This is a genomic window from Microbacterium sp., assembly GCF_047606685.1.
Classification (GTDB): Bacteria; Actinomycetota; Actinomycetes; order Actinomycetales; family Microbacteriaceae; genus Microbacterium.
The window spans coordinates 33,957-54,021 of the sequence record NZ_JASGEC010000015.1 but is presented as its reverse complement, the minus strand read 5'-3'; the positions used below and the strand labels follow the sequence as shown (position 1 = coordinate 54,021).

Below are 20,065 nucleotides of genomic sequence, written 5' to 3'. Positions count from 1 at the left end.
TCGTCGCCGGCGCATCAATGCCGCTCGCACCGGTACGGTGAACAGCATGACGAGCGAAGCCTCCGCGTGGGAGCGGATGACCACGGGCCGCACCTACCAGTCGACCGACCCCGAGCTGGCGGCGGCGCGAGCGGCCACCAAGCGCGTGCTGCACGAGTACAACACGCTGCCCCCCGACGCCGAGGAGCGGCGGCTCGAGCTGCTGCGGGGCCTTCTCGGCTCGGTCGGCGAGCACTTGTGGGTCGAGCCGCCGTTCCGCTGCGACTACGGTCAGCAGATCTCGCTCGGCAACGGCGTCTTCGCCAACTACGACCTCTCGATCCTCGACGTCGCGCCGGTCACGATCGGCAACATGGTGCTGTTCGGCCCGCGCGTCACCCTCTCGACCGCGAGCCATCCCATCGACTTCCAGCAGCGCACCGGCGACGTGTACGAGTACGCCGAGCCGATCACGATCGAGGATGGCGCGTGGCTCGGCGCGCACGTCGTGGTCGGCCCCGGCGTCACGATCGGCGCGCGCTCGGTCATCGGCGCGGGCAGCGTGGTCACCAGCGACATCCCGCCCGACGTCGTCGCCGCCGGCGTGCCGTGCCGTGTGCTGCGCCCGATCACCGATGCCGACCGCCAGGCCTACCTCGACGCGCACGGCACGCTGGACGACTAACCGTCAGTCCTGGCTCGACCGGGTGCGTATCCGCGCGCTCGCGATTCCGACCGACCCCTCGGTCGCGAACACTCCGACGCGGCCGGCCACGTGATCGTAAATCCGGTTGCTCAGAGTGACCGAGCGGTCGAGGTTCGCGATGCAGACGTCTCCGTCGACGACGACGTCGAGCACGTGGTGGCCCGGTGACAGGTCGCAGGGCCGTTCGAGCTCGATGACATAGGGGACATCGCCGGACACCTGCCACTGCGCGTCGCCCGTGCGCGCGCGCGGCCATCGGTCGAAGACCATGCGGCCTCGCTCGGGCTCGAGCCGGATGGCGTACCCGTGGTCGCCGTCCGCGCTCGCGCGGACGAGGAGGCCGAACTCGCGTGAGTCCTCGCCGACCTCGAAGCGCACCGACGCGTGGAAAGCGCCTGTCAGCTCTCGGTCGTCCATCACCACTTCGTGCCGCCCCCCGGCGTCCAGAGCGGCCGGGAACGCCGGCGTGCGCTCGTCCCCCTCGAAGCTCGCGAGCAGTTCGCCGGTGAGCTGGAAGGCGAGCGTGCCGTCGGGCTCTTGCCGCGCCTCCAGCACCGCGAGGGTTCCCGCCCACTCCCACGGCCCGTCGTCGCGGGCGCCCTCCCGCGTGGCGATCCAGCCGAAGAACAGCCGGCGGCCATCGCGCTCGGCAGACTTCGCGGCGTAGAACGCCCGACCGTCGAGAGTGTCTCGCGGCGGGGCGATCCAGGGCCCGTCCACGCTGCGCGACATGCGGTACCTCGTCGCGAAGGCGTCGGAGAACTCCGAGTACACGAGGTACCACCACTCGCCCCACGTGAACACCTCGGGGCACTCGTGCGCGATGTAGCGCCGCGGATCCCAGAACGGCTCGGCCGCCTCCCACCGCTCGAGGTCTGTCGACACGCACTGGGCGATGACGCCGCGCCGCCGCTCGGGCCCCGACGAGTGGCGCGCCGCCACCAGCATCCGCCACACGCGGCGATCGTCGTCCCAAAAGACGAACGGATCGCGCCAGTCCGCGGACTCGTATCCCGCGGTGGCGCCGAACGCGTGCTCGGGATGCCGCTGCCACGACGCCATCGCGTCGTGGCTCGTCGCGTGCATCACGATCTGGAGGGGAAGCCCGTCGTCTCCGAGGCGACGCGGGTTCTGCCCCGTGTAGAACAGGTGGTGCACGCCGTGCGCGTCCTTCACGACGCTGCCGGTGTACGCGTTGAAGTCGGGCGCGTCGTCCGCGCCCGCCGCGAGCGCGACGCCGCCCTCCTCGAAGCGCACAAGGTCGGTCGTTCGCAGCACGTGCCACCCAGTGCCCGGCTTCGGGGTCGACCGCACCTCGTGCAGGTAGAAGAGGTGGAACACTCCGTCTTCTTGCCACGGGATGACATCGCCGACCCATCCGCCGGCCGGTTTCACGGAGGTCTGCTGTCGCATCGGCGTGGACTCCTCACGATCGCGGTTGCTTAAACGATTTACCATATCGTCTGCTCGTGCCCCCGCGGACGAGGCCGCCTTAGAGGAGAGCGCGCACGGACGCGCGGCGGATGACGGGCATCGGCACGAGGTCGTGCGCGAGATCCCTGCCACCCAGCAGCATGCCCACCCCGCGGCGGGCCATCTCCTCGTATGGCAGGCGGGCGGTGGTGAGCCCTGGCCGCAGATAGGTGCCCAGCTCCTCGTCGTCGAACGAGACGACCGAGACGTCGTCGGGCACGCGCAGGCCGAGCTCGGCGAGCGCCTGGTAGATGCCGAACGCCATACTGTCGTTTCCCGCGATGAGGGCGGTGAGCTCGGGGTGGGCCGACATCATGGCCTTGGCCTCCCGATACCCGGTCGACGGGTCCCAGTCGTCCACGACGGCGGTGACCGGCGTGATGCCGGCCTCGCGCAGCGCGTGGTGGATGCCTTCGAAACGGATGCCGATGGAGACGCTCTGGCGGGGGTCGGCCGCGATCGTCGGCAACTCCCCGAGAATGCCGATGCGGCGGTGCCCAGCCTCGATGAGCACGGAGGGCATCGCGTGCCCCGCGGTGCGCTCGTCGGGGAGCACGCTGGGCAGGTCGCTCGGCGTGCGACCGTTGACGATCACGACCGGCACCTTGTGCGGAGCGGCGGGCACGTCCACGAGCCGGGCGGCCATGAGGCCGACGACGATGCCGTCGACGCGCCGGTCGAGCAGGGTCGTCATCGCGTCGCCGAGGGCTCCCTCGCGGCCCGTTGTCTCGGCGATCAGCACCGTGTGGTCGTGTTCGCGGGCGATGCCCAGCACGCCGCGGATCATCGCCGACGCGTGGCGGGTGATCGTGACCTCGTCGGAGATGAAGCCGATCGAGCGCGTCTTGCCCAGGCGCAGGCTCTGGGCGGCCGGGTTGGGCCGATAGTCGAGCTCCGCTGCCGCGGCGCGCACGCGCGCGATCGCGTCTTGCGACAGGCGAGACCCCGGCCGGTCGTTGAGGATGAGGCTCACCGCGGTTTTCGACAGCCCGGCCAGACGCGCCACGTCGGCCAGTGTCGGCCGGCGGGCCGCGGGATCCTGGGCGGACGCATCGCTCATCCGAGTCCCCCTCAAGCTCCGTCGTGCTGAAACATTTTATCCGGGGGTCTTGCCGAGTCGTCCAGTGTGCTGCTAACGTCCTGCTAAATCCATTCAGCATGGTCTGGAGCAACAACGTGGTTGAACTCAGTCGCAGAGCCATGATCGCTCTGCTCGGTCTCGGTGCGATCGGCACCGCCGTCTCGTGGCCCCGCCTCACGGGAGGTGACATCCCCGGCCGAGGCGAGGACGCGCTGACCATCACGGTCTTCGGCACCGCCCAAGACGCGGCGCAACGCCAGAACCTGGTCAACGCGTTCCAGAAGCAGCATCCCGACATCCCGGTGCGCATCGTCGCCATCCAGGGGCAGGACTGGGCGGCCTATTTCGCCAAGATCCTGACGATGGTCGCGGCGGGCAACCCGCCGGACGTCGTGACGACAGCGACCGAGGGCACGCAGTTGTTCGCGTCGCGCATGGCCTACCCCATCGACGAGTTCGTGCAGCGCGACGCCGCCGACATGAAGGAGTTCTTCGACGACGTGCATCCGGCGCTCATCGAAGCGTTCCTGTACAAGGGGAACCTCTTCCAGTTGCCCGACGGATTCAACGCGGCGAACGTGTTCTACAACACGAGCGCGCTGCAACGGGCGGGGCTTGAGCGGCCCTCCGACAACTGGACGCTCGACGACTTCTTCGACGTCGCCCGCAAGATGAAGGCGTCGGCCGAGGGCACCTTCCTCCCGTACTTCTGGAACAACCGGCTGTGGGGGGGCGTTGTGCCGTGGCTGTACATCAACCAGACGAGCTTCCTCACCGAGGAGAAGGCGCCCGGCGGCGAGTGGCTGTGGGAGAAGTTCTACCCGAACGAGACCCCGCGCGGCGGCGGCTACCTGTGGGAGAACGCCGACGCCCTCAACGACCGCACGGTCGAGAGCTTCGAGGTGCTGCAGCGCATGGTCGGCGAGGGCCTTGCCGCCAACCCGGCTCAGGGCGGCGGCAACGAGCTCGTCGCGCTGTTCTCGACCGGGGCGGTCGGGATGACGCCCGCAGGCGGGTTCTGGGTGCAGGGCCTGAGCGAGGCCGGCGTCGCCAACGACGAGTACGACGTCACCTACTTCCCGAAGATGCGCGGACAGCGCCACCAGTTCGGGGTGGGCGGCTACGCGATCATGGAGACGTCGCCGCGCAAAGAGGAGGCGTGGCAGTGGCTCAAGTTCTGCGCCTCGGCCGAGGGTCTGCGCCTCGCCCACACGAAGCCCGACTCCTCGATCCCGCGGAAGACGCTCAACGACGAGCTGTACGGCGCCGGCGTGGGGCCGGCGCACTGGAACGTCTTCTACGACACGCTGGAGAAGTTCCCCGACACGGGCCCGATGCCTGCTCCGCCGCAGCAGGCCGCCGTCGAATCGGCGTTGATCAAGAACGTCGTCACCACCATCACAAACGGACCGAACGGGGTCAGGCGAGGTCTTGAGACCATGCAGCGCGACCTCGAGCTTGCACTGAGGGAGCGCTGATGTCCACGACCACGGCCCCGCCGACCACCCGCACGATCGTGACCGCGGGCAAGAAGGACGACCGGGATGGCAAGAAGGGCAACCGCCTGCTCATCTGGGTGTTCCTCGCCCCGACCGTCATCGGTCTCGGCCTGTTCGCATTCCTGCCGATCCTCGCCTCGCTCGCGCTGGCGTTCTTCCGCTGGGACATCATCACCGCACCCGAGTTCGTCGGCGTCGACAACTTCGTCGAGATGGCGGCGAACCCGACCGTCCGCGTGTCGTTCCTGAACACGATCGGGTTCGTGATCGCCGCGGTGGTCATCCAGCTCGCCGTGGCTCTGGGCCTGGCGATCCTGGTGCAGTCCAAGATGCCCGACTGGCTGCGCACGTTCTTCCGCTCGTCGCTGTTCTTCCCGCTGATCCTGTCGGCCGCGTCGGTCTCGCTGATCATGGCGTACCTGTTCAACCAGGAGTTCGGGCTGGTCAACCAGTTCCTGAACTGGTTCGGGATCGGCGACGTCGGCTGGCTCACCACCGGCTTCGGGGCGAAGGTCGTCGTGCTGCTCGTCTACGTGTGGCAGAACTTCGGCTTCACGTTCCTGCTGTTCATCGGCGGCGTATCGGCCATCCCGAGGGAGGTCTACGAGGCCTCGTCGATCGACGGCGCGACCGGGTGGACGCAGTTCCGCAACATCACGCTGCCGCTGGTCAGCCCGACGATGCTCGTCGCCTCCGTGATGGCGATCATCAGCGCGCTGCAGATCTTCGACCAGCCGTACGTGCTCACTCGCGGTGGGCCGGGGGACGAGACCCGCACGGCGGTGATGGTGATCTACGAGGCCGCGTTCCAGCAGCTCGAGTTCGGGCTCGCGTCGGCGGTCGGCATCGTGCTCACGATCCTGATCATGGTGGTCACCGCCATCCAATTCCAGCTCAGCAAGCGTTACGTGTTCTACGGGTGAGGTCGAGCAGATGACTATCGAAGCAGTGGAAAAGCGCTCGAGCGCGAAGGTCTGGGCCTCTGTCGGCAAGTACGCCGTGCTCGGCCTCGGCGTGTTCCTCACGCTCGGGCCCGTCGTGTGGACCCTCATCACGGCACTGACGCCGACCGATCCCGAGACCAACATCACGTCGTTCGGCCTGGCCGCCTTCGCCGACGTGTTCACGAAGATCCCGGTGTGGCTCTACACGTGGAACAGCGCGCTGGTGACGCTGCTGGCCGCCGCCGGCCAGATGCTGACGGCCGCGATGGCAGGATACGTGTTCGCCCGGTTCGAGTTCCGCGCCAAGAAGATGCTGTTCGTCATGATCCTGGCGACGATGATGGTGCCGATGCAGGTCACGATCGTGCCGGTGTTCATGCTCATCCGCGGCATGGGCCTGGCCGACACGCTGCTGGCGCTGATCCTGCCGGCGATCCCCACCGCGTTCGGCACCTTCCTCATGCGGCAGTACTTCATGGGACTGCCGCCGGAGTTGGCGGAGGCGGCGCAGATCGACGGCGCCGGCCCGTGGCGCGTGTTCTTCGGCGTCTACTTGCCGCTGGCCACGCCGGGTCTCGCGATCGTCGGCATCCTCGCGTTCAACTACCACTGGAACGAGTTCTTCCGCCCGCTGATCATGACGATCAGCGAGCAGAACTTCACGCTGCCACTGGGCCTGGTCACCCTGCAGGGCAACCTCGGCACCGGAAGCGTGTCGACGGTGCTCGCCGGTGTCGTGATCTCGATGATCCCGGCTCTGCTCGTGTTCGTCTTCGGGCAGAAGCCGCTGCGCGAGGGGCTCACCGCCGGCGCGGGCAAGTGACGCCGGGCGACCCGTCGTTCCCGTCGCTGCACCGGCTCGCCGAGCGCGGCTGGATCAACGACCCGAACGGGCTGGCGGTGATCGACGGGCGCTACCACGTGTTCTTCCAGTTCAACCCCCACAGCACCGAGCACGCCGACATCCAGTGGGGCCACGTGAGCTCGACCGACCTCGTGCACTGGGTCGAGGAGCCGATTGCGCTGGCGCCTCGGCCCGGTGGGCCGGACGAGCGAGGGTGCTGGAGCGGATGCCTCGTCGACGACGATGGCGTCCCGACCGCCGTGTACACCGCGGTGGGCGTGGGCGGCGCGCACCGCGCGGGGGCGGTGCTTGCCACGAGCGACCGCGCCGCCGTGCGCTGGGAGCCGTCGGCGACGATCGTGCCGCACTCCGACGAGCCGCACGGCATCGAGGTGCGCGATCCGTTCGTGTTCCGCTTCGACGGGCGGCGGTACGCGGTGCAGGGCGGCGGCGCGCCGTTCGGCATGCCGCGTGTGGTGCTCTACGCGTGCGACGACCTCGGCGACTGGACGCCCCTCGGCAACCTGCTCACGCCCGACGACCCCGTGGCGGCGCGCTACGGCGACGCCGACGTGTGGGAGTGCCCGAACCTGTTCGAGCTCGACGGGAAATGGGTGCTCGTCCTCTCACCGCTCGTCAACCGCGCGCCGCCCCCGCGTCCGGGCGAGGTCGTCGCGCTGGTCGGGCGGCTCGAGCCGAGCGGCGACGGGCTGCGCTTCCACCCCGAGACGGCCGGCGCCGTCGACAGCGGGGCCAGCTTCTACGCCCCGCAGGTGCTCGTGGACGGCGACCGCCGGCTGATGTGGGGATGGACGCGCGACGTCGGCCGCGCCCGAGAGGAGGTCGTCGCGTCGGGGTGGACTGGCGCGCTGACGTTCCCGCGCGAGCTGCGGCTGGTCGACGGGATGCTTCGCGCCGAGCCCGCCCGTGAGCTGCTCGGGCTGCGTCGAGAGCCCGTCGACGAAGCCGAGCTGCCGGGAGCGTTCGAGCTGGCGGGCCTGGCGCGGCTTCGGCTGCTGCTCGACGACGAGGTCGTGGTCGACCTCGACCACCGCGACGCGCGCGAGGCGCGCATCCTGGTCGACGGCAGCGTCATCGAGGTGTTCGTGGACGGGATGGCTCCGCAGACGCTGCGCGCCTACCCCCGAGCCGGGTCGCGGTGGCGCGTCGAGGGGGAGGGCCTGCGAGCCTGGCGCCTCGGGCGTCCGGATGGCGCCGCCCGGCATCCCGACGCCGTCGCGCGAGCGCGGAGACGGTAGTGTTGTCGATCGTGTCGACCTCGGAATCGGCGCGCCCGGTCGCGCACTACACGCCCGCGCGCAACTGGATGAATGACCCGAACGGGCTGGTGTTCCACAATGGGCGGTACCACCTCTTCTACCAGCACAACCCTCTGGGCTCCGACCACCGCAACATGAGCTGGGGGCACGCGTCGAGCCCCGATCTCGTCTCGTGGGACGAGCATCCCGTCGCGATTATGTTCGACGAGCACGAGCAGATCTATTCGGGCTCGATCGTCGCCGACACGGACAACACGAGCGGGTTCGGCGACGGCGTGCGCACTCCGCTGGTCGCCGTGTACACGTCGGAGCACGGCATCCAGACGCAGTGCCTCGCGTACAGCCTCGACGACGGCCTCACGTGGACGAAGCACGCCGGCAACCCCGTGCTCGACCGGGGTTCGGCGCACTTTCGCGACCCCAAGGTGTTCCGCCACGGCGCGGGCTGGGTCATGGTGGCCGTGGAGGCGCAAGAGCGCCGCGTGCTGCTGCACCGTTCCGACGACCTGAAGAACTGGACCTACCTGTCCTCGTACGGGTCCGCGGGGCCTGTCGGCGGCGTGTGGGAGTGCCCCGACCTGTTTCCGCTGGTGCTCGACGGCGCCCCCGACGACATCCGCTGGGTGCTGCTGATCAGTCTGGCCACCGGCGGGGTGGCCGGCGGGTCGGGAACCCACTACGTCACGGGCGCGTTCGACGGCGTGCGGTTCACCCCCGACCGCGACCTGCCCGAAGTCCCGGCCGACGACCCTCGGCTCGCTGATCTCGACTGGGTGGACGGTGGGCGCGACTGTTACGCAGGGGTCACCTTCAACGGCCTGGACGACAGCGACCGCACGTTCATCGCGTGGATGAGCAATTGGGACTACGCGCGCAGCGTGCCCACCGAGCCGTGGCGCGGCGCGATGACCGTGGCCCGCCGCCTCGAGCTCGTCACAGCCGACGGCCGGCCGCAGCTACGCTCGACACCCGTTCTCTCGGCGGGCGCGATCGTCGAGAGCCGCACCGAGACCATCGCGGCGGGGAAGGCCGTGGCATCCGACCTTCCCGTTGCCGCGCGAATCGACCTGCGCGCGCGCCTTGACGCGGACGGCGAGCTGATCGTCTGGATCGCGGCGGGCGACCCCAACGAGCACGTCACGGTGACGTGCTCGGCAGGCGCCGTGTCGGTCGACCGCACCGCCGCGACGGCCGGCGACTTCCACCCCGCCTTCGCGAGCGTGGAGACGGTGCGCACGCCGGGCGACGGCGCGCGCGTGGACGTGTCGATCGTGCTCGACGAAGGGTCGATCGAGGTGTTCGCGGCCGGTGGACTGCGATCCATCACCGATCTCGCCTTCCTCGGCGCGGGGCAGCGGCGCATGACCGTCGAGGCCGTGGGCAGCCGGGTCGTCGTCGACGAGCTCGTCGTGCGCGACCTGGCCGCGCCATCCTGACTCGGTCGGCGAGTTCGGGATTCTCGTCGACGGTGGTGTCAGCGCTTCGAGCCGTGGTACTCGTGCGCGGTGCCGCCGAAGTGGATGGGCAGGGCCATTGCCAGCGAGACGAGCAGCAGGCCGCCGACGAACACGAACGGCTGGAAGGGCGGCACAGTGAAGGAGAAGCCGAAAGCGAAGATCCCGACCACGAAAAGGATCATCGAGACGAAGAACATGCCGTACCTCCCGGGCGCTGTGTTGGTGCCAGCTTAGCGAGTGCGGGCGGCGCCGCGGGGGTGAAAGAGGCGAGGATGGATGCATGACGACGATCCCCTCGGCACAGCTCAACGACGGCACGGCCTTTCCGGTCGTCGGATTCGGCACCTACCAGATCACCGGCGAAGGGGCGGTGGCCGCGATCGTGTCGGCCATCGAGTGCGGCTACCGCCTGCTGGACACCGCCGTGAACTACGGCAACGAGTCGCTGGTCGGCGAGGCGGTGCGCGTCAGCGGCGTCGACCGCGACGAGATCGTCGTGACGACGAAGGTGCCCGGCCGCGACCACGGCTACGAACAGACACTCGCCAGCGCCCGTGGTTCTCTGAAGCGGCTGGGCCTCGACCGCATCGACGTGTACATGATCCACTGGCCGAATCCGCGCGTCGACAAGTACGTCGACACGTTCCGCGCAATGGTGGACTTGCGCGAGCAGGGGCTGGTGCGCACGGTCGCGGTCTCGAACTTCACAGAGAGGATGATCACGCGCCTCATCGACGAGGTGGGCGTGACGCCCGCCGTGAACCAAGTGGAGTTGCATCCCTACGTTCCGCAGCCGGAGCTGCGCGCGTTCCATGCCGCGCACGGCATACGAACGGAGAGCTGGAGTCCGCTGGCGCGCCGTTTCGAGCTGCTCGCCGAGCCGGTGATCATCGACATCGCGGCCGCGCACGGTGTCACGCCGGGCCAGGCGGTGCTGCGTTGGCACGTGCAGTTGGACGCGACCCCGATCCCCAAGTCGGAGCAGCCGGAACGACAGCGCGAGAACGCCGACCTCTTCGGCTTCGAGCTCACCGGTGACGAAGTCGCCGCGATCTCGGGGCTCCAGCGCGAGCGCCGTCCCGACTACCACCCGGACCAGCGCGAGGAGATGTGACGCTGCGGCTGAGCCGCGCCGACGCGCGCCGGCATCCCTTCGCGCGCTAGCAACCCGCAATCGCGCACGCGATTTTCACGCGCGATTGCAGGTTTCTGGCGCGCGTGCTCCAGACTCAGAGCCGCGCGCCGTCGTCGTCGGGGTCGTTGAGCTTTCCGTCGCGGCCGCCGCGCGACGACTCGTACGCGATGATCCAGCCGATCGACACGATGAGGGCGAGAAGCAGCCCGAGCATGACGTTGCCGAGCACCTGGCCGACGATCACGCCCAGCACGATGAGCAGCAGCGAGCCCGCGATCCAGCCCACGCGGCCGCGCGGCCACCCGCTGCGGGGCTTTTCGGGTGGTGGGCCGGGGGTGAAGGTCACGATCCCAGCGTACGCCGCGCCCGTTTCGCTCAGCGGTCGCGGTGGTCTTCGGGATGCAGGCGCGGCCCGCGCCGTGGCTCGCGCGCGCGGCTGGCCCCGATCAGGCGGATGACCCGCTGGCGCTGCCCCGCCCACGGCGCGAGGAGCTCTCGCATCCCGTCGTCGTCGACGCGCGCGCCGGTGAGGGCGAACCCGACCTCGTGGGCGAGGTGGTAGTCGCCGACGCTCACCGCGTCGGGGTCGCCGAACGCGCGGATGCGGGTCTCGGCGGCCGTCCACGTGCCGACCCCGCGCAGGCTCGTCAGCACGGCGTCGGGGTCGTCGGCCTCCGCCGTCGCTCGGGCGACGGCGTCGCCGCGTCGCGCCGCCTCGACGACCGTGCGCGCCTGCGGCGGCTCGAGGCCTGCGCGGTGCCACGTCCAGGACGGGACGCGCCGCCACCCCTCGATCGTCGGCGGCGCGAACATCGGCCGGGGCGTCGGGCCCGGCGCCCGCTCGCCGCACCACACCACGATGCGCCGCCACGCGGCGAACGCCTGCATACCGGTCACCTTCTGCTCGATGATCGCTCCGGCGAGCGCGTCGAAGACGAGGTCGGTGCGGCTGAGCCGCAGGCCGGGGTTGCGGCGGTGGGCCTCGGCGACGAGTGGATGCCGGGCGGCGTCGAAGCCGGCGGTGTCATCGCGCGCGCCGCACAGCGCGGGGAGCTGGTCGAGCGCCCACGCAGCCCCCGGTCCCCACGCCGCTGCGCGCACGACTCCGGCGGCGCTCTCCCGCAGCGCCAGCGTGGCGACGCCGTCGGGCGTGCGGCTGGCGCGCCAGATCACGGGGCCGTCCGCCCGCATCGTCGGGTCGTTCGCGCCGCGGCGCTGGAACAGCACGGTGCGGCGCAGGTCGAGCGGATTCCGCGGGCGGTACTCCGTCTGGATCGGCCGCCCGTGCGCGGGCCGCGGGTCGCGCGTCGCGTGCGGGATGCGCTGCAGCGACGTCGTCATGTGCACACCCTACGCGCGGACCCCCGACATCCCTTCGCGGTCGAAGCTCAGAAGCGGTCGGGCGAGGGCGCGCCGTGGCCGTAGCGGATGACGACATCCGCGTGCCGGTCGAACCGGTAGCCGACGCCGCGCACCGTGCGCACGATGTCTTCGTAGCGGCCGAGCTTGGCCCGCAGCCGCCGCACGTGCACGTCGATCGTGCGCTCGCCGGGCGCGTCGTCGTCGGTCGCGTTCCGCCACAGCGACGACACGAGCTCGGCGCGCTCGATCGTGCGGCCCTCGCGCAGCACGAGGTACTGCAGCAGCTCGAACTCCTTGAAGGTGAACGCGGCGGACTCGCCGTCGATGAGCACGCGCTTGCGCGAGATGTCGACGACCACGCCGCCGCCGGCGACATCCTCCTCGTCCGGCTCGGGCTTGGCGCGCGCGGTCGCGCCCGGCTCGTGCAGGGCGAGGCGGACGACATCCACATCCCGTCCGCCCGAGCCGACGGGCGAGAGCGCGACGGTGGCGTGGGTCTGCGCGGCGGGGGCGAGCTCGGCGAGCGTGCGGCGCAGTGCGTCGACGAGGACGCCGAGGCTGACGCCGGATGCCGCGGCCTTCTGCTCGTCGATGCCCACGTACAGCGCGAAGCCACGGGCCTCGGCGCCGGGCGGCAGCGCCGACGGGGCCGGCGCTGCGATCGGTGTCGGCGCCGCAGGCGCCGGGGCGGCCTCGCGCGGGGGGTTCAGGGGTCGAAGGCTCGGGACGGCGCGGGTGGCGGGCCGCTCGAGGAGGGCGGTGTTCGACATGGGAGGGAGTCCTTGGGAGTGAGGACCTGTGTCAGGTCCGGAGGTGTTGTCGTGGCATGGCCCGAGGATGGGGGCCGGGGTGCGGAGCGGCGACTCGCAGGGGAGTGCGGCTCGAGGCTCGGCGTGCGGCGAAATCGACAGAGCGACCTCAGAGGCAGCGCGCGGAGCCGGACGGGATCACCGGTTCAGCGGCACATTCGACAACACATGACCACGCGGCCGGTCGCCAGGGCACCAGCCGATCCGTTCGCCTCCCGGGCGGACAGAATACGTGCGTCGTCAGTCATGCCGCCGATTATTGCCGAATGCGTCATCACGCGTCAAATCGCACGCTCTCGCGTCGCCTTCCGTGACGCAATGTGACAGATTGCTCCGTCCCGCGGCATTGGCGCGAGGCGTAGCCTGTCGGGATGACGTCGCTTGAGTTTTCGCATGAGCCGGATGCCTCCCGCTGGGCGTTGCGCCGAGGCGACCAGCTCGTCAGCGTGCTGGAGTACCGCGACGACGGCAAGACGGTCGCGATGGTGCGCGCCTACACGGTGCCGACCTTCCGTGGGCACGGCTACGCCGCCGAGGTCGTGGGGCGCGCGGTCGCCGAGCTCGAGGCCCGCGGCGACCGCGACGTGCTGCCGGTGTGCTGGTACGTGGCCGACTGGTTCGACGCGCACCCCGACCGCGCCGGCATCCTCAAGAAGCGATCCTTTGCCTAGATCGCGGCTTGCCCGCCCCGGCAGAAGCCGATGATCGCCCGCGCCGCCGGCTCTGCGCGGTGGATCATGGCCTCGTGTCCTCGCTCCGGGATTTCCGCCAGCACGGAGCCGGGGATGAGGCGGCTGGCCTCGCGCGCCCACTCGCGCGGCACCACCCGGTCGCGCTCGCCACGCATCACGAGCGTCGGCACACGCACGCGTGGATAGCTGAGCTCCGGCCGGTGCGCCAACATCGCGCGCATCTTCCGCCGCAGATGCGGGCCGGCGCGCAGATACTCTCGGGCGCCGCGCAGCAGCACGAGCGGGTTGTCGTCGGCCAGGTCCTGGCCGAGGCGCAAGAGCTGGCGCGCCGCGTCTCGCTCGCGCGGGTTGACCGTCGGCCCGATGAGCACGATCCGGTTCACGAGGCCGGGATGGCGCACCGTCGCCTCCACGGCGACCTGCGTGCCCATCGAGTGGCCCACCAGCACGACGTCGGCGAGCGCGCGGCGGCGAAGGAAGGCGGCGAGGATGTCGCCCATACGCTCCATCGTCGGCGTTCGGGGTGGCTCGGGAGCCTCGCCGAACCCGGGCAGGTCGACCGCCACGACTCGTCCGTGTGGCGACAGGCAGTTGGCGAGCTCGGCGAACACCGACCGGCCCATGCCGATGCCGTGCACCAGCACGAACGACCGCTCGCCGGCGCCGTGCGATTCGGCGACGAGCGTGGCGCCGTCGTGCGTGAGTCGTTCGGTGGTCACACCACGACGCTACGCCGGTGCGCGGTTCTCTGACGAGGGCCGCCACGGAGTGCCGCCGAGGCGATGTCGGAGGGTCCGCCTACGTTGGTGCCATGGACATCGCGTTGCTCATTCTGGTCGTGCTCAATCTGCTGCTGTGCATCGGACTGCTCGCGTTCGCGCTCGTGCGCGGCCGCGCCGACGCTGTGCCCGCAGAGCTGCGCCGCGAGCTGCAGCAGCAGCGCGCGGAGTTGCAGCAGACGGTCGTCGGCGGCCAGCAGCAGACCGACGTGCGGCTGGGCGACCTGCGCGACACTCTGGACCGCCGTTTCGACGTGCTGCGCCACGACAACGAGCAGAAGCTCGAGCAGATGCGCGTCACCGTCGACGAGAAGCTGCAGACGACGCTGAAGACCTCGCTGGAGGCCAACGCCGAGCGCATCCGCGAGCTCACCGATCGCAACGCCGAAAAGCAGCTCGAACTGCGCCAGACGCTCAGCGACGAGCTGGAGAAGCTGCGCAAAGACAACGAGGCCAAGCTCGAGCAGATGCGCGCCACCGTCGACGAGAAACTGCAGGGCACTCTCGAGAAGCGGCTCGGCGAGTCGTTCTCGCTGGTCAGCGAGCGGTTGGAGCAGGTGCAGAAGGGGCTCGGCGAGATGCAGACGCTGGCGTCGGATGTCGGGGGGCTCAAGCGGGTGCTCACGAACGTGAAGTCGCGTGGTGGATGGGGCGAAGTGCAATTGGCGCGCCAGCTCGAAGACGTGATGACGCCCGACCAGTACGCCGAGAACGTCGCGGTGCTGCCCGATTCGAACGACCGCGTGGAGTTCGCGGTGAAGCTGCCGGGCGCCGGCGACGGCGACAAGCCGGTCTGGCTGCCGATCGACTCGAAATTCCCCCAAGAAGACTACGAGCGGCTCCTGGCGGCGCAGGAGAGCGGCGATCTCGCGGCGATCGAGGCGGCCGGCAAAGACATCGAGCGCGCGATCCTGACGCAGGCGAAGCTGATCGCGGCGAAGTACATCGAGCCGCCGCACACCACCGATTTCGGCATCATGTACCTGCCCACCGAAGGCCTGTTCGCCGAGGTGATGCGCCGGCCCGGCTTCGTGGCGAGGCTGCACAACGAGCACCGGGTCGCCGTCGCCGGCCCGACGACCCTGATGTCCCTGCTGAACAGCCTGCAGATGGGCTTTCGCACCCTCGCGATCGAGAAGCGGTCGAGCGAGGTGTGGAAGGTGCTCAGCGCGGCCAAGGCCGAGTTCCAGAAGTACGGCCAGGTGTGGGAGAAGCTCGGAAAGCAGCTGCAGACGGCGCAGAACACCGTGTCCGAGGCGGGCCGCCGCACGCGTGCGGTCGAGCGCAAGCTGCGCGGTGTCGAGTCGCTCGAGTCCGCGCAGCCGGTGGAGGGCGCCCGCGAGCTGCTCGACGGCGCCCTGCCCGACACGTCGCTGTTCGACGACGACGAGCTCAGCGAGATCCGGCAGCGAATCGACGCCGTCTGACCTCGCCGAGCCTGGTCAGCGCAGGCGGTACCCGACTCCGCGCACGGTCTCGATGCGGTCGGCGCCGAGCTTCTGGCGCAGATAGCCGACGTACACGTCGGCGACGTTCGAGCCCGGGTCGAAGTCGTAGCCCCACACGCGGCTGAGCAGCTGCTCGCGGCTGAGCACCTGGCCGGCGTTGCGCACGAGCTCCTCGGCGAGTGCGAACTCCCGCGCCGACAGCTCCACCGACGCTCCGCCGGCCTGTGCCGTCCGCGTGCGCACGTCGAGCGTGAGGTCGCGGTGCTGCAGCACGGGCGCCGCGCCGGCGTCGTCGCGGCGCATGCGCAGCCGGATGCGAGCGAGCAGCTCGTCGAAGCGGAACGGCTTGCCCAGGTAGTCGTCGGCCCCGCCCTCGAGCCCTGCGACCGTGTCGTGCAGCTCGACGCGGGCCGTGAGCATCACGACGGGAAGGCGCGATCCCGATCCGCGCAAGCGCTCCAACACCTCGAACCCGTCCATGCCGGGGAGGTTGATGTCGAGGACGAGCAGGTCGAACTCGTCGGTCAGCGCGAGTTCGAGCGCCTGCGGCCCGGTCGTGGCCACCTGTGTGGCAAAGCCCGCCGCTCTCAGCCCCTTGTCGATGAAGCCCGAGATCCGCGATTCGTCGTCAGCGATGAGGATGGATGCCACTGTCCGGCCCTTCGTTCGTGGAGTGCGCTGTGGGGCTCGCCTCACCGACGACGCGCAACGGGATCGCGATGACGAACTGCGCTCCGCCGCCGTCCGCGTCGCGGACGAAGGCCCGGCCGCCGTGCGCCTCGGCGATCAGGCGCACGATGTCGAGTCCAAGGCCGCTTCCGCGCGTGCCGCGGCCCTCGGCGTCGGTGCCGCGGTGGAAGCGGTCGAAGATCGCCGTGCGCGCGTCGGCGGGAACTCCGGGGCCGTGGTCGCTCACCGACAGCTCCAGCACGGCGCCGACGGCGCGGCATCCGATCTGCACCGACCCGCCGCCGTGGGTCACCGCGTTCTGCGCGAGCTGCAGCATCGCCTGCGTGATCCGGGCGGGGTCGAGCCGGGTCGCGACGTCGGCCACCGACCCCGTCGACACTTCCGCGCCCTCGATCGCGGCCGCCTTGCGCGCGATCTGGTCGACGAGGTCGGCGGTGTCGACAGGGCGCATCGCGACCGGCTGGGGGCCGTACAGGGATGCCGCCCCGGCGAGGTCCTGCACGAGGCCGCCCATGCGGTCGAGCTCGTCGGTGACGAGGCGCTGTGTCTCTCGCACATCGCCGGGGTCGGCGGCATCCATCACCTCGACGTACCCGCGCACGATCGTGATGGGGGTCTTCAGCTCGTGGCCGACGTCGCTGAGCAGGCGTCGCTGCGAGTCGAGCGCGTCGCCCAGGCGGTCGAGCATGTCGTTCATCGTGCCCGCGAGCTCAGACACGTCGTCTCGGCCGTGCACGGGAAGGCGTTCCGACAGCGATTGCGCCGACACGCGCTGCGCCGTCTCGCGCATGTCGCGCAGAGGCCGCAGCAGGCGTGTGGAGACGATCGTGGCGACCACCGCGATGACGGCGACGGCGATCGCGGTCGTGATGAGGAAGACGCGCGCGGCGCCGTCGAGCTCGCGCAGCTCGGCTTCGACGTCGTACGCCATTGCGAACACGACCCGGCTTGGCTCGGCAGACCCCGCGACCTCGAGGGGGACGGCAAGGTAGCGCCACGTGACGTCGCCCGGGGCGAAGGTTCCGATGACGGCGTCATCGCCCTGGGCGGCGGCGACGACGGTCGTGATGAAGTCGGAGCGCTGCAGGTCTATCTCGAGGGGAACGCCGGGCACGAGCGCGGCGCGGTCTTTCACGATTCCCACGGCGCCGGTGTTGTCGTCCGGGCTCATCCGCTGCACGACCGCGCGCAGGGCTGCCGTCGACGACTCCCAGTCGCCGGTGTCGGCGTCGCCCTCCTGCACGAGGAAGCGGGCGGAGGCCAGATTCGCGCGGAGCCGGTCGTCGACGGCCTGCAGGTTGCCCGCCCGCTCGACAAGGTAGACAGAGACGCCGACGGACAGCATGGCGGCCGCCGCGACGAGGGTGATGACGACGACGATGCGCGTGCGCACCGAGAAGGCGGGCATCCTTCGAGTCGTGGGCACGTCCCCAGTATGGTCGCGCCCGGCGCGTGCCGACTCCGGCTGTCGGTTGGATAAGAAATGTCTCATCCCGTCGGTCCGCGCGCCGTGGTGCAATCGAAGGCGGGGGTATTCATGGCGAGCACGGGGGACGGCGACGCGGCCCTGGTCGCGGACGCGCTGGACGTGTCGCCGGCGGCGCTGCGCGTGCTCGGACGCGAGCCGCTCGGCGACGGGTCGGTCGCCGGATTCGAAGTGACTGACGGCGATTCGGCCGGCATGGTCGCGTACGCCGACACGTCTGGACTGCGAGTGCCCGCAGAGACCGGCTTCGCGCGCGATGACGGCGCGCGGGTGTGGATGCATCCCGCCGATCCGCACGTGCCCGCTCTGGCCCCCGTCGCCTACGAGGGCGCCGCCGCCGCGCTGCTGGAGCGGCTCGGGCTGCGGGGGCTGCGTGCCGTGGAGATGGTCGGCTACCGGCCAGGACGGCGCGCGGTGCTGCGGGCGGACCTGGAGGAGGATGGCGCGGCGCGCACGGTGTGGCTGAAGACCGTGCGCCCCGCGCGCGTGGAGCGGATCGTCACGGCGCACCGGGCGATGAGCGCCGCCGCGCTGCCGACCCCCGACGTGCTCGGCTGGTCGCCGGACGGGCTCATCGTGCTGTCGTCGGCCGTCGGCACGCCGGCGACCGACGCGGTCTGGAGCGCCGGCGCGCTGCTGGACGCCGTGGACCGGCTGCGAAAGGCGTTTGACCGGGTGGAGCTGGCCATCGAGGCGCGCACGTCGCTGTCGTCTCGCCTGGACTGGTACACCGAGCGGCTGCGGGCCGCGCTGGCCGGCGCGGGCGACCGGGTGGACGCGGTCGCGGCGGCTGCGACTGCCGTCCTCGGCCGGACGAGCGCCGAGCGGGCGGTGGTCCACGGCGACCTGCACCTCGGCCAGCTGTTCCTCGACACAGCCGGCGACGAGGTGCGCATCACGGGGCTCGTCGACGTCGACACCGCCGGCCTCGGCGACCCGGCCGACGACGCCGCGGCGTTCCTCGGCCACGTCGTGGCCAGCGCCGTGGCGACCGAGCCGGACGCGGCAGCCGCCCGCGTGTGGGGGCTCGCCAACGCGGCCGGGGCGCGCTGGGGCGGCGACCCGCGCGTGCTCGCCCTCACCCGCGTGCACCTGCTCGGGCACGCGTTGACGGCGGCGGAGCTCGGCGACGCGGCATCCGCGAACCGCCTCGTGGCGATCGCCGCCGATCTGCCGGACGGCGCCGTCGGGCCGTGGGACTTGCGTAAGACCGGTCTCATCACGGCTTTCGAAGGGTCTTAGCGGCGACCGTCAGGCTGGATGCGACCAGCCCTCCCGTCGCGGGCTGCACGACTTTGGAGGACGACATGAACAAGAAGACGTGGATCACCTACGGCGTCACCGGCGTCGTGGGCGCCGGAATCATCGCGGGCGGCGCGGTGGCGGCGGCCCAGGCGATGGACCTGCGCACCGCCGACAACCAGACCGTGCCCGGCGGAACGCTGACGGGCAGCGTCGACCCGTCGCCGAGCGCGACGCCCAGCGTCGACCCGTCGCCGAGCGCCGTGCCGACGCTCACCGCCACCACGACGTCGCCGGCGACCACGCCGAGCCCGGTGTCCACGCCGTCGCCCGTCTCGCCGCCGTCGCCGGTCTCGGTGGCATCGCCCCAGTCGAACTGAGGGCGGCTACTGCACGAGGTGCTTTTCGGCCGCGGTGAGGAGGATGTCGAAGAACTCGCCCGCTGTCTCGCTCGACAGGGTGCCCGAGCTCTCGCTCGAGGCCTGTGACGAGAACAGCTCCCGCGCCGTTTCGCGCGCGCTCTCGGGAAGCGCCGCGAACCCGGCGCCCATGCCCACGAGGGTGTCGTCGGTGTACACCTCCTCCATCTGCGCCTCGGTGACACTCGGATCTATCGACTGCATGAGCGCGAGGATGGCGGGGCGCACCTCGGCGAGGTAGGCGGCCTCGTCGTACGTGCCGCCTTCCTCCGCCTCCTCGGTGACCGACGCCTGCGGGGTCGGGTCGAGAGCGTCCCCTTCCTCGGACGCGATCGTCAGTCCCATCCACACGAGTGCGACCAGGATGGCGAACGCCCACACGATGCCGCCGACGACCGAGACGACGAGCGCGCCGATGCCGAGGCCCGTGCCGCCCTGCTTCTTCGAAGCGAGCGCCACGATCGCCAGCACGAGCGCGACCAGCAGCAGGAGGCCGCCGAGGATCGCGGAGCCGAGCGACACCCACGCCAGCGGCAGGAAGCCGACGAGCGAGAGCACGAAGCCGACGGCGCCGAGGATCAGCGCGACCAGCGCGAGGGTCTTCGGGCGCGTGTCCGGCGTGCCTGCGGTGGGCGGAGCGGTCTGGTGCGGCGGTTGCGTGGGGGCAGCGGACACAGCGACTCCTTCTGGTTGCGTGCCACACGAGCCTAGGCCACCGCGCTGCGCGGCCCTCGCCGGGA

The 20,065-nt window shown here is 70.7% G+C and carries 21 protein-coding genes; 11 read left to right on the top strand and 10 right to left on the bottom strand.

The window, feature by feature from the left end; translation table 11 throughout:
- Nucleotides 1-46 precede the first annotated feature (46 nt).
- Nucleotides 47-664 carry a sugar O-acetyltransferase gene (locus tag QM611_RS01945; RefSeq protein WP_415078218.1) on the top strand — a complete coding sequence of 206 codons (618 nt, stop codon included), beginning with the start codon at nt 47-49 and terminating at the stop codon, nt 662-664.
- A 3-nt stretch (nt 665-667) separates the two neighbouring features.
- Here the strand turns inward: QM611_RS01945 and QM611_RS01940 are convergent, their stop codons facing one another.
- Together QM611_RS01940 and QM611_RS01935 are read right to left on the bottom strand one after the other, a co-directional pair.
- Nucleotides 668-2,098, bottom strand: a complete 1,431-nt coding sequence (locus tag QM611_RS01940; RefSeq protein ID WP_415078217.1) for a family 43 glycosylhydrolase — start codon at nt 2,096-2,098, stop codon at nt 668-670.
- A 79-nt stretch (nt 2,099-2,177) separates the two neighbouring features.
- Complete coding sequence (locus QM611_RS01935) at nt 2,178-3,218, bottom strand: LacI family DNA-binding transcriptional regulator (RefSeq protein ID WP_415078216.1); 1,041 nt, start codon at nt 3,216-3,218, stop codon at nt 2,178-2,180.
- 140 nt (nt 3,219-3,358) lie between these two features.
- Here QM611_RS01935 and QM611_RS01930 point away from each other — a divergent pair, with 140 nt between their 5' ends.
- The 5 genes from QM611_RS01930 to QM611_RS01910 are packed head-to-tail and all read left to right on the top strand — an operon-like array spanning nt 3,359 to nt 9,242.
- Nucleotides 3,359-4,717 (top strand): ABC transporter substrate-binding protein, encoded by a 1,359-nt coding sequence (locus QM611_RS01930; protein WP_415078215.1) that lies wholly within the window; start codon nt 3,359-3,361, stop codon nt 4,715-4,717.
- Nucleotides 4,717-5,661 (top strand): carbohydrate ABC transporter permease, encoded by a 945-nt coding sequence (locus tag QM611_RS01925; protein ID WP_415078214.1) that lies wholly within the window; start codon nt 4,717-4,719, stop codon nt 5,659-5,661. Before QM611_RS01930 ends, QM611_RS01925 begins: the two co-directional genes overlap by 1 nt.
- A gap of 10 nt (nt 5,662-5,671) precedes the next feature.
- Nucleotides 5,672-6,505, top strand: coding sequence for a carbohydrate ABC transporter permease (locus tag QM611_RS01920; protein ID WP_415078213.1), 834 nt, complete (start codon nt 5,672-5,674; stop codon nt 6,503-6,505).
- Entirely contained in the window at nt 6,502-7,785 is a 1,284-nt protein-coding gene (locus tag QM611_RS01915; protein WP_415078212.1) for a glycoside hydrolase family 32 protein, read from the top strand. Before QM611_RS01920 ends, QM611_RS01915 begins: the two co-directional genes overlap by 4 nt.
- An 11-nt stretch (nt 7,786-7,796) precedes the next feature.
- On the top strand, nt 7,797-9,242 hold the full coding sequence (locus QM611_RS01910; RefSeq protein WP_415078211.1) for a glycoside hydrolase family 32 protein: 1,446 nt from the start codon (nt 7,797-7,799) through the stop codon (nt 9,240-9,242).
- A 38-nt stretch (nt 9,243-9,280) separates the two neighbouring features.
- Here the strand turns inward: QM611_RS01910 and QM611_RS01905 are convergent, their stop codons facing one another.
- Nucleotides 9,281-9,460, bottom strand: a complete 180-nt coding sequence (locus tag QM611_RS01905; RefSeq protein ID WP_415078210.1) for a hypothetical protein — start codon at nt 9,458-9,460, stop codon at nt 9,281-9,283.
- A gap of 83 nt (nt 9,461-9,543) precedes the next feature.
- Here QM611_RS01905 and QM611_RS01900 point away from each other — a divergent pair, with 83 nt between their 5' ends.
- On the top strand, nt 9,544-10,377 hold the full coding sequence (locus QM611_RS01900) for an aldo/keto reductase (protein ID WP_415078209.1): 834 nt from the start codon (nt 9,544-9,546) through the stop codon (nt 10,375-10,377).
- Nucleotides 10,378-10,492: 115 nt separating this feature from the next.
- On the opposite strand, the gene QM611_RS01895 is transcribed toward QM611_RS01900, so the two are convergent.
- From QM611_RS01895 to QM611_RS01885, 3 genes are read right to left on the bottom strand one after another with little or no spacing between them, the layout of a single operon-like run.
- Nucleotides 10,493-10,744: a hypothetical protein gene (locus tag QM611_RS01895; RefSeq protein ID WP_415078208.1), complete on the bottom strand. Its 252-nt coding sequence runs from the start codon at nt 10,742-10,744 to the stop codon at nt 10,493-10,495.
- Between the two features lie 29 nt (nt 10,745-10,773).
- Nucleotides 10,774-11,739, bottom strand: coding sequence for a DNA-3-methyladenine glycosylase family protein (locus QM611_RS01890; RefSeq protein ID WP_415078207.1), 966 nt, complete (start codon nt 11,737-11,739; stop codon nt 10,774-10,776).
- Between the two features lie 47 nt (nt 11,740-11,786).
- Nucleotides 11,787-12,530 carry a winged helix-turn-helix domain-containing protein gene (locus QM611_RS01885; RefSeq protein ID WP_415078206.1) on the bottom strand — a complete coding sequence of 248 codons (744 nt, stop codon included), beginning with the start codon at nt 12,528-12,530 and terminating at the stop codon, nt 11,787-11,789.
- A 410-nt stretch (nt 12,531-12,940) separates the two neighbouring features.
- Between QM611_RS01885 and QM611_RS01880 the strand changes: the two genes are divergently transcribed.
- Nucleotides 12,941-13,240 (top strand): GNAT family N-acetyltransferase, encoded by a 300-nt coding sequence (locus QM611_RS01880; RefSeq protein ID WP_415078205.1) that lies wholly within the window; start codon nt 12,941-12,943, stop codon nt 13,238-13,240.
- Here the strand turns inward: QM611_RS01880 and QM611_RS01875 are convergent.
- On the bottom strand, nt 13,237-13,980 hold the full coding sequence (locus QM611_RS01875) for an alpha/beta fold hydrolase (RefSeq protein WP_415078204.1): 744 nt from the start codon (nt 13,978-13,980) through the stop codon (nt 13,237-13,239). The two genes, QM611_RS01880 and QM611_RS01875, sit on opposite strands and share 4 nt — an antisense overlap.
- A 92-nt stretch (nt 13,981-14,072) precedes the next feature.
- Between QM611_RS01875 and rmuC the strand changes: the two genes are divergently transcribed.
- Complete coding sequence (gene rmuC / locus QM611_RS01870; RefSeq protein WP_415078203.1) at nt 14,073-15,467, top strand: DNA recombination protein RmuC; 1,395 nt, start codon at nt 14,073-14,075, stop codon at nt 15,465-15,467.
- Between the two features lie 15 nt (nt 15,468-15,482).
- Here the strand turns inward: rmuC and QM611_RS01865 are convergent, their stop codons facing one another.
- Nucleotides 15,483-16,139: a response regulator transcription factor gene (locus tag QM611_RS01865; protein WP_415078202.1), complete on the bottom strand. Its 657-nt coding sequence runs from the start codon at nt 16,137-16,139 to the stop codon at nt 15,483-15,485.
- Nucleotides 16,117-17,604 (bottom strand): sensor histidine kinase, encoded by a 1,488-nt coding sequence (locus QM611_RS01860; RefSeq protein ID WP_415078201.1) that lies wholly within the window; start codon nt 17,602-17,604, stop codon nt 16,117-16,119. Before QM611_RS01860 ends, QM611_RS01865 begins: the two co-directional genes overlap by 23 nt.
- Nucleotides 17,605-17,715: 111 nt before the next feature.
- On the opposite strand from QM611_RS01860, the gene QM611_RS01855 reads away from it, so the two are divergent.
- Both QM611_RS01855 and QM611_RS01850 read left to right on the top strand, forming a co-directional pair.
- Nucleotides 17,716-18,906, top strand: coding sequence for a phosphotransferase (locus QM611_RS01855; protein ID WP_415078200.1), 1,191 nt, complete (start codon nt 17,716-17,718; stop codon nt 18,904-18,906).
- Nucleotides 18,907-18,971: 65 nt separating this feature from the next.
- Nucleotides 18,972-19,286, top strand: coding sequence for a hypothetical protein (locus QM611_RS01850; protein WP_415078199.1), 315 nt, complete (start codon nt 18,972-18,974; stop codon nt 19,284-19,286).
- A 6-nt stretch (nt 19,287-19,292) separates the two neighbouring features.
- Here the strand turns inward: QM611_RS01850 and QM611_RS01845 are convergent, their stop codons facing one another.
- Nucleotides 19,293-20,000 carry a hypothetical protein gene (locus tag QM611_RS01845; RefSeq protein ID WP_415078198.1) on the bottom strand — a complete coding sequence of 236 codons (708 nt, stop codon included), beginning with the start codon at nt 19,998-20,000 and terminating at the stop codon, nt 19,293-19,295.
- Nucleotides 20,001-20,065: the final 65 nt, after the last annotated feature.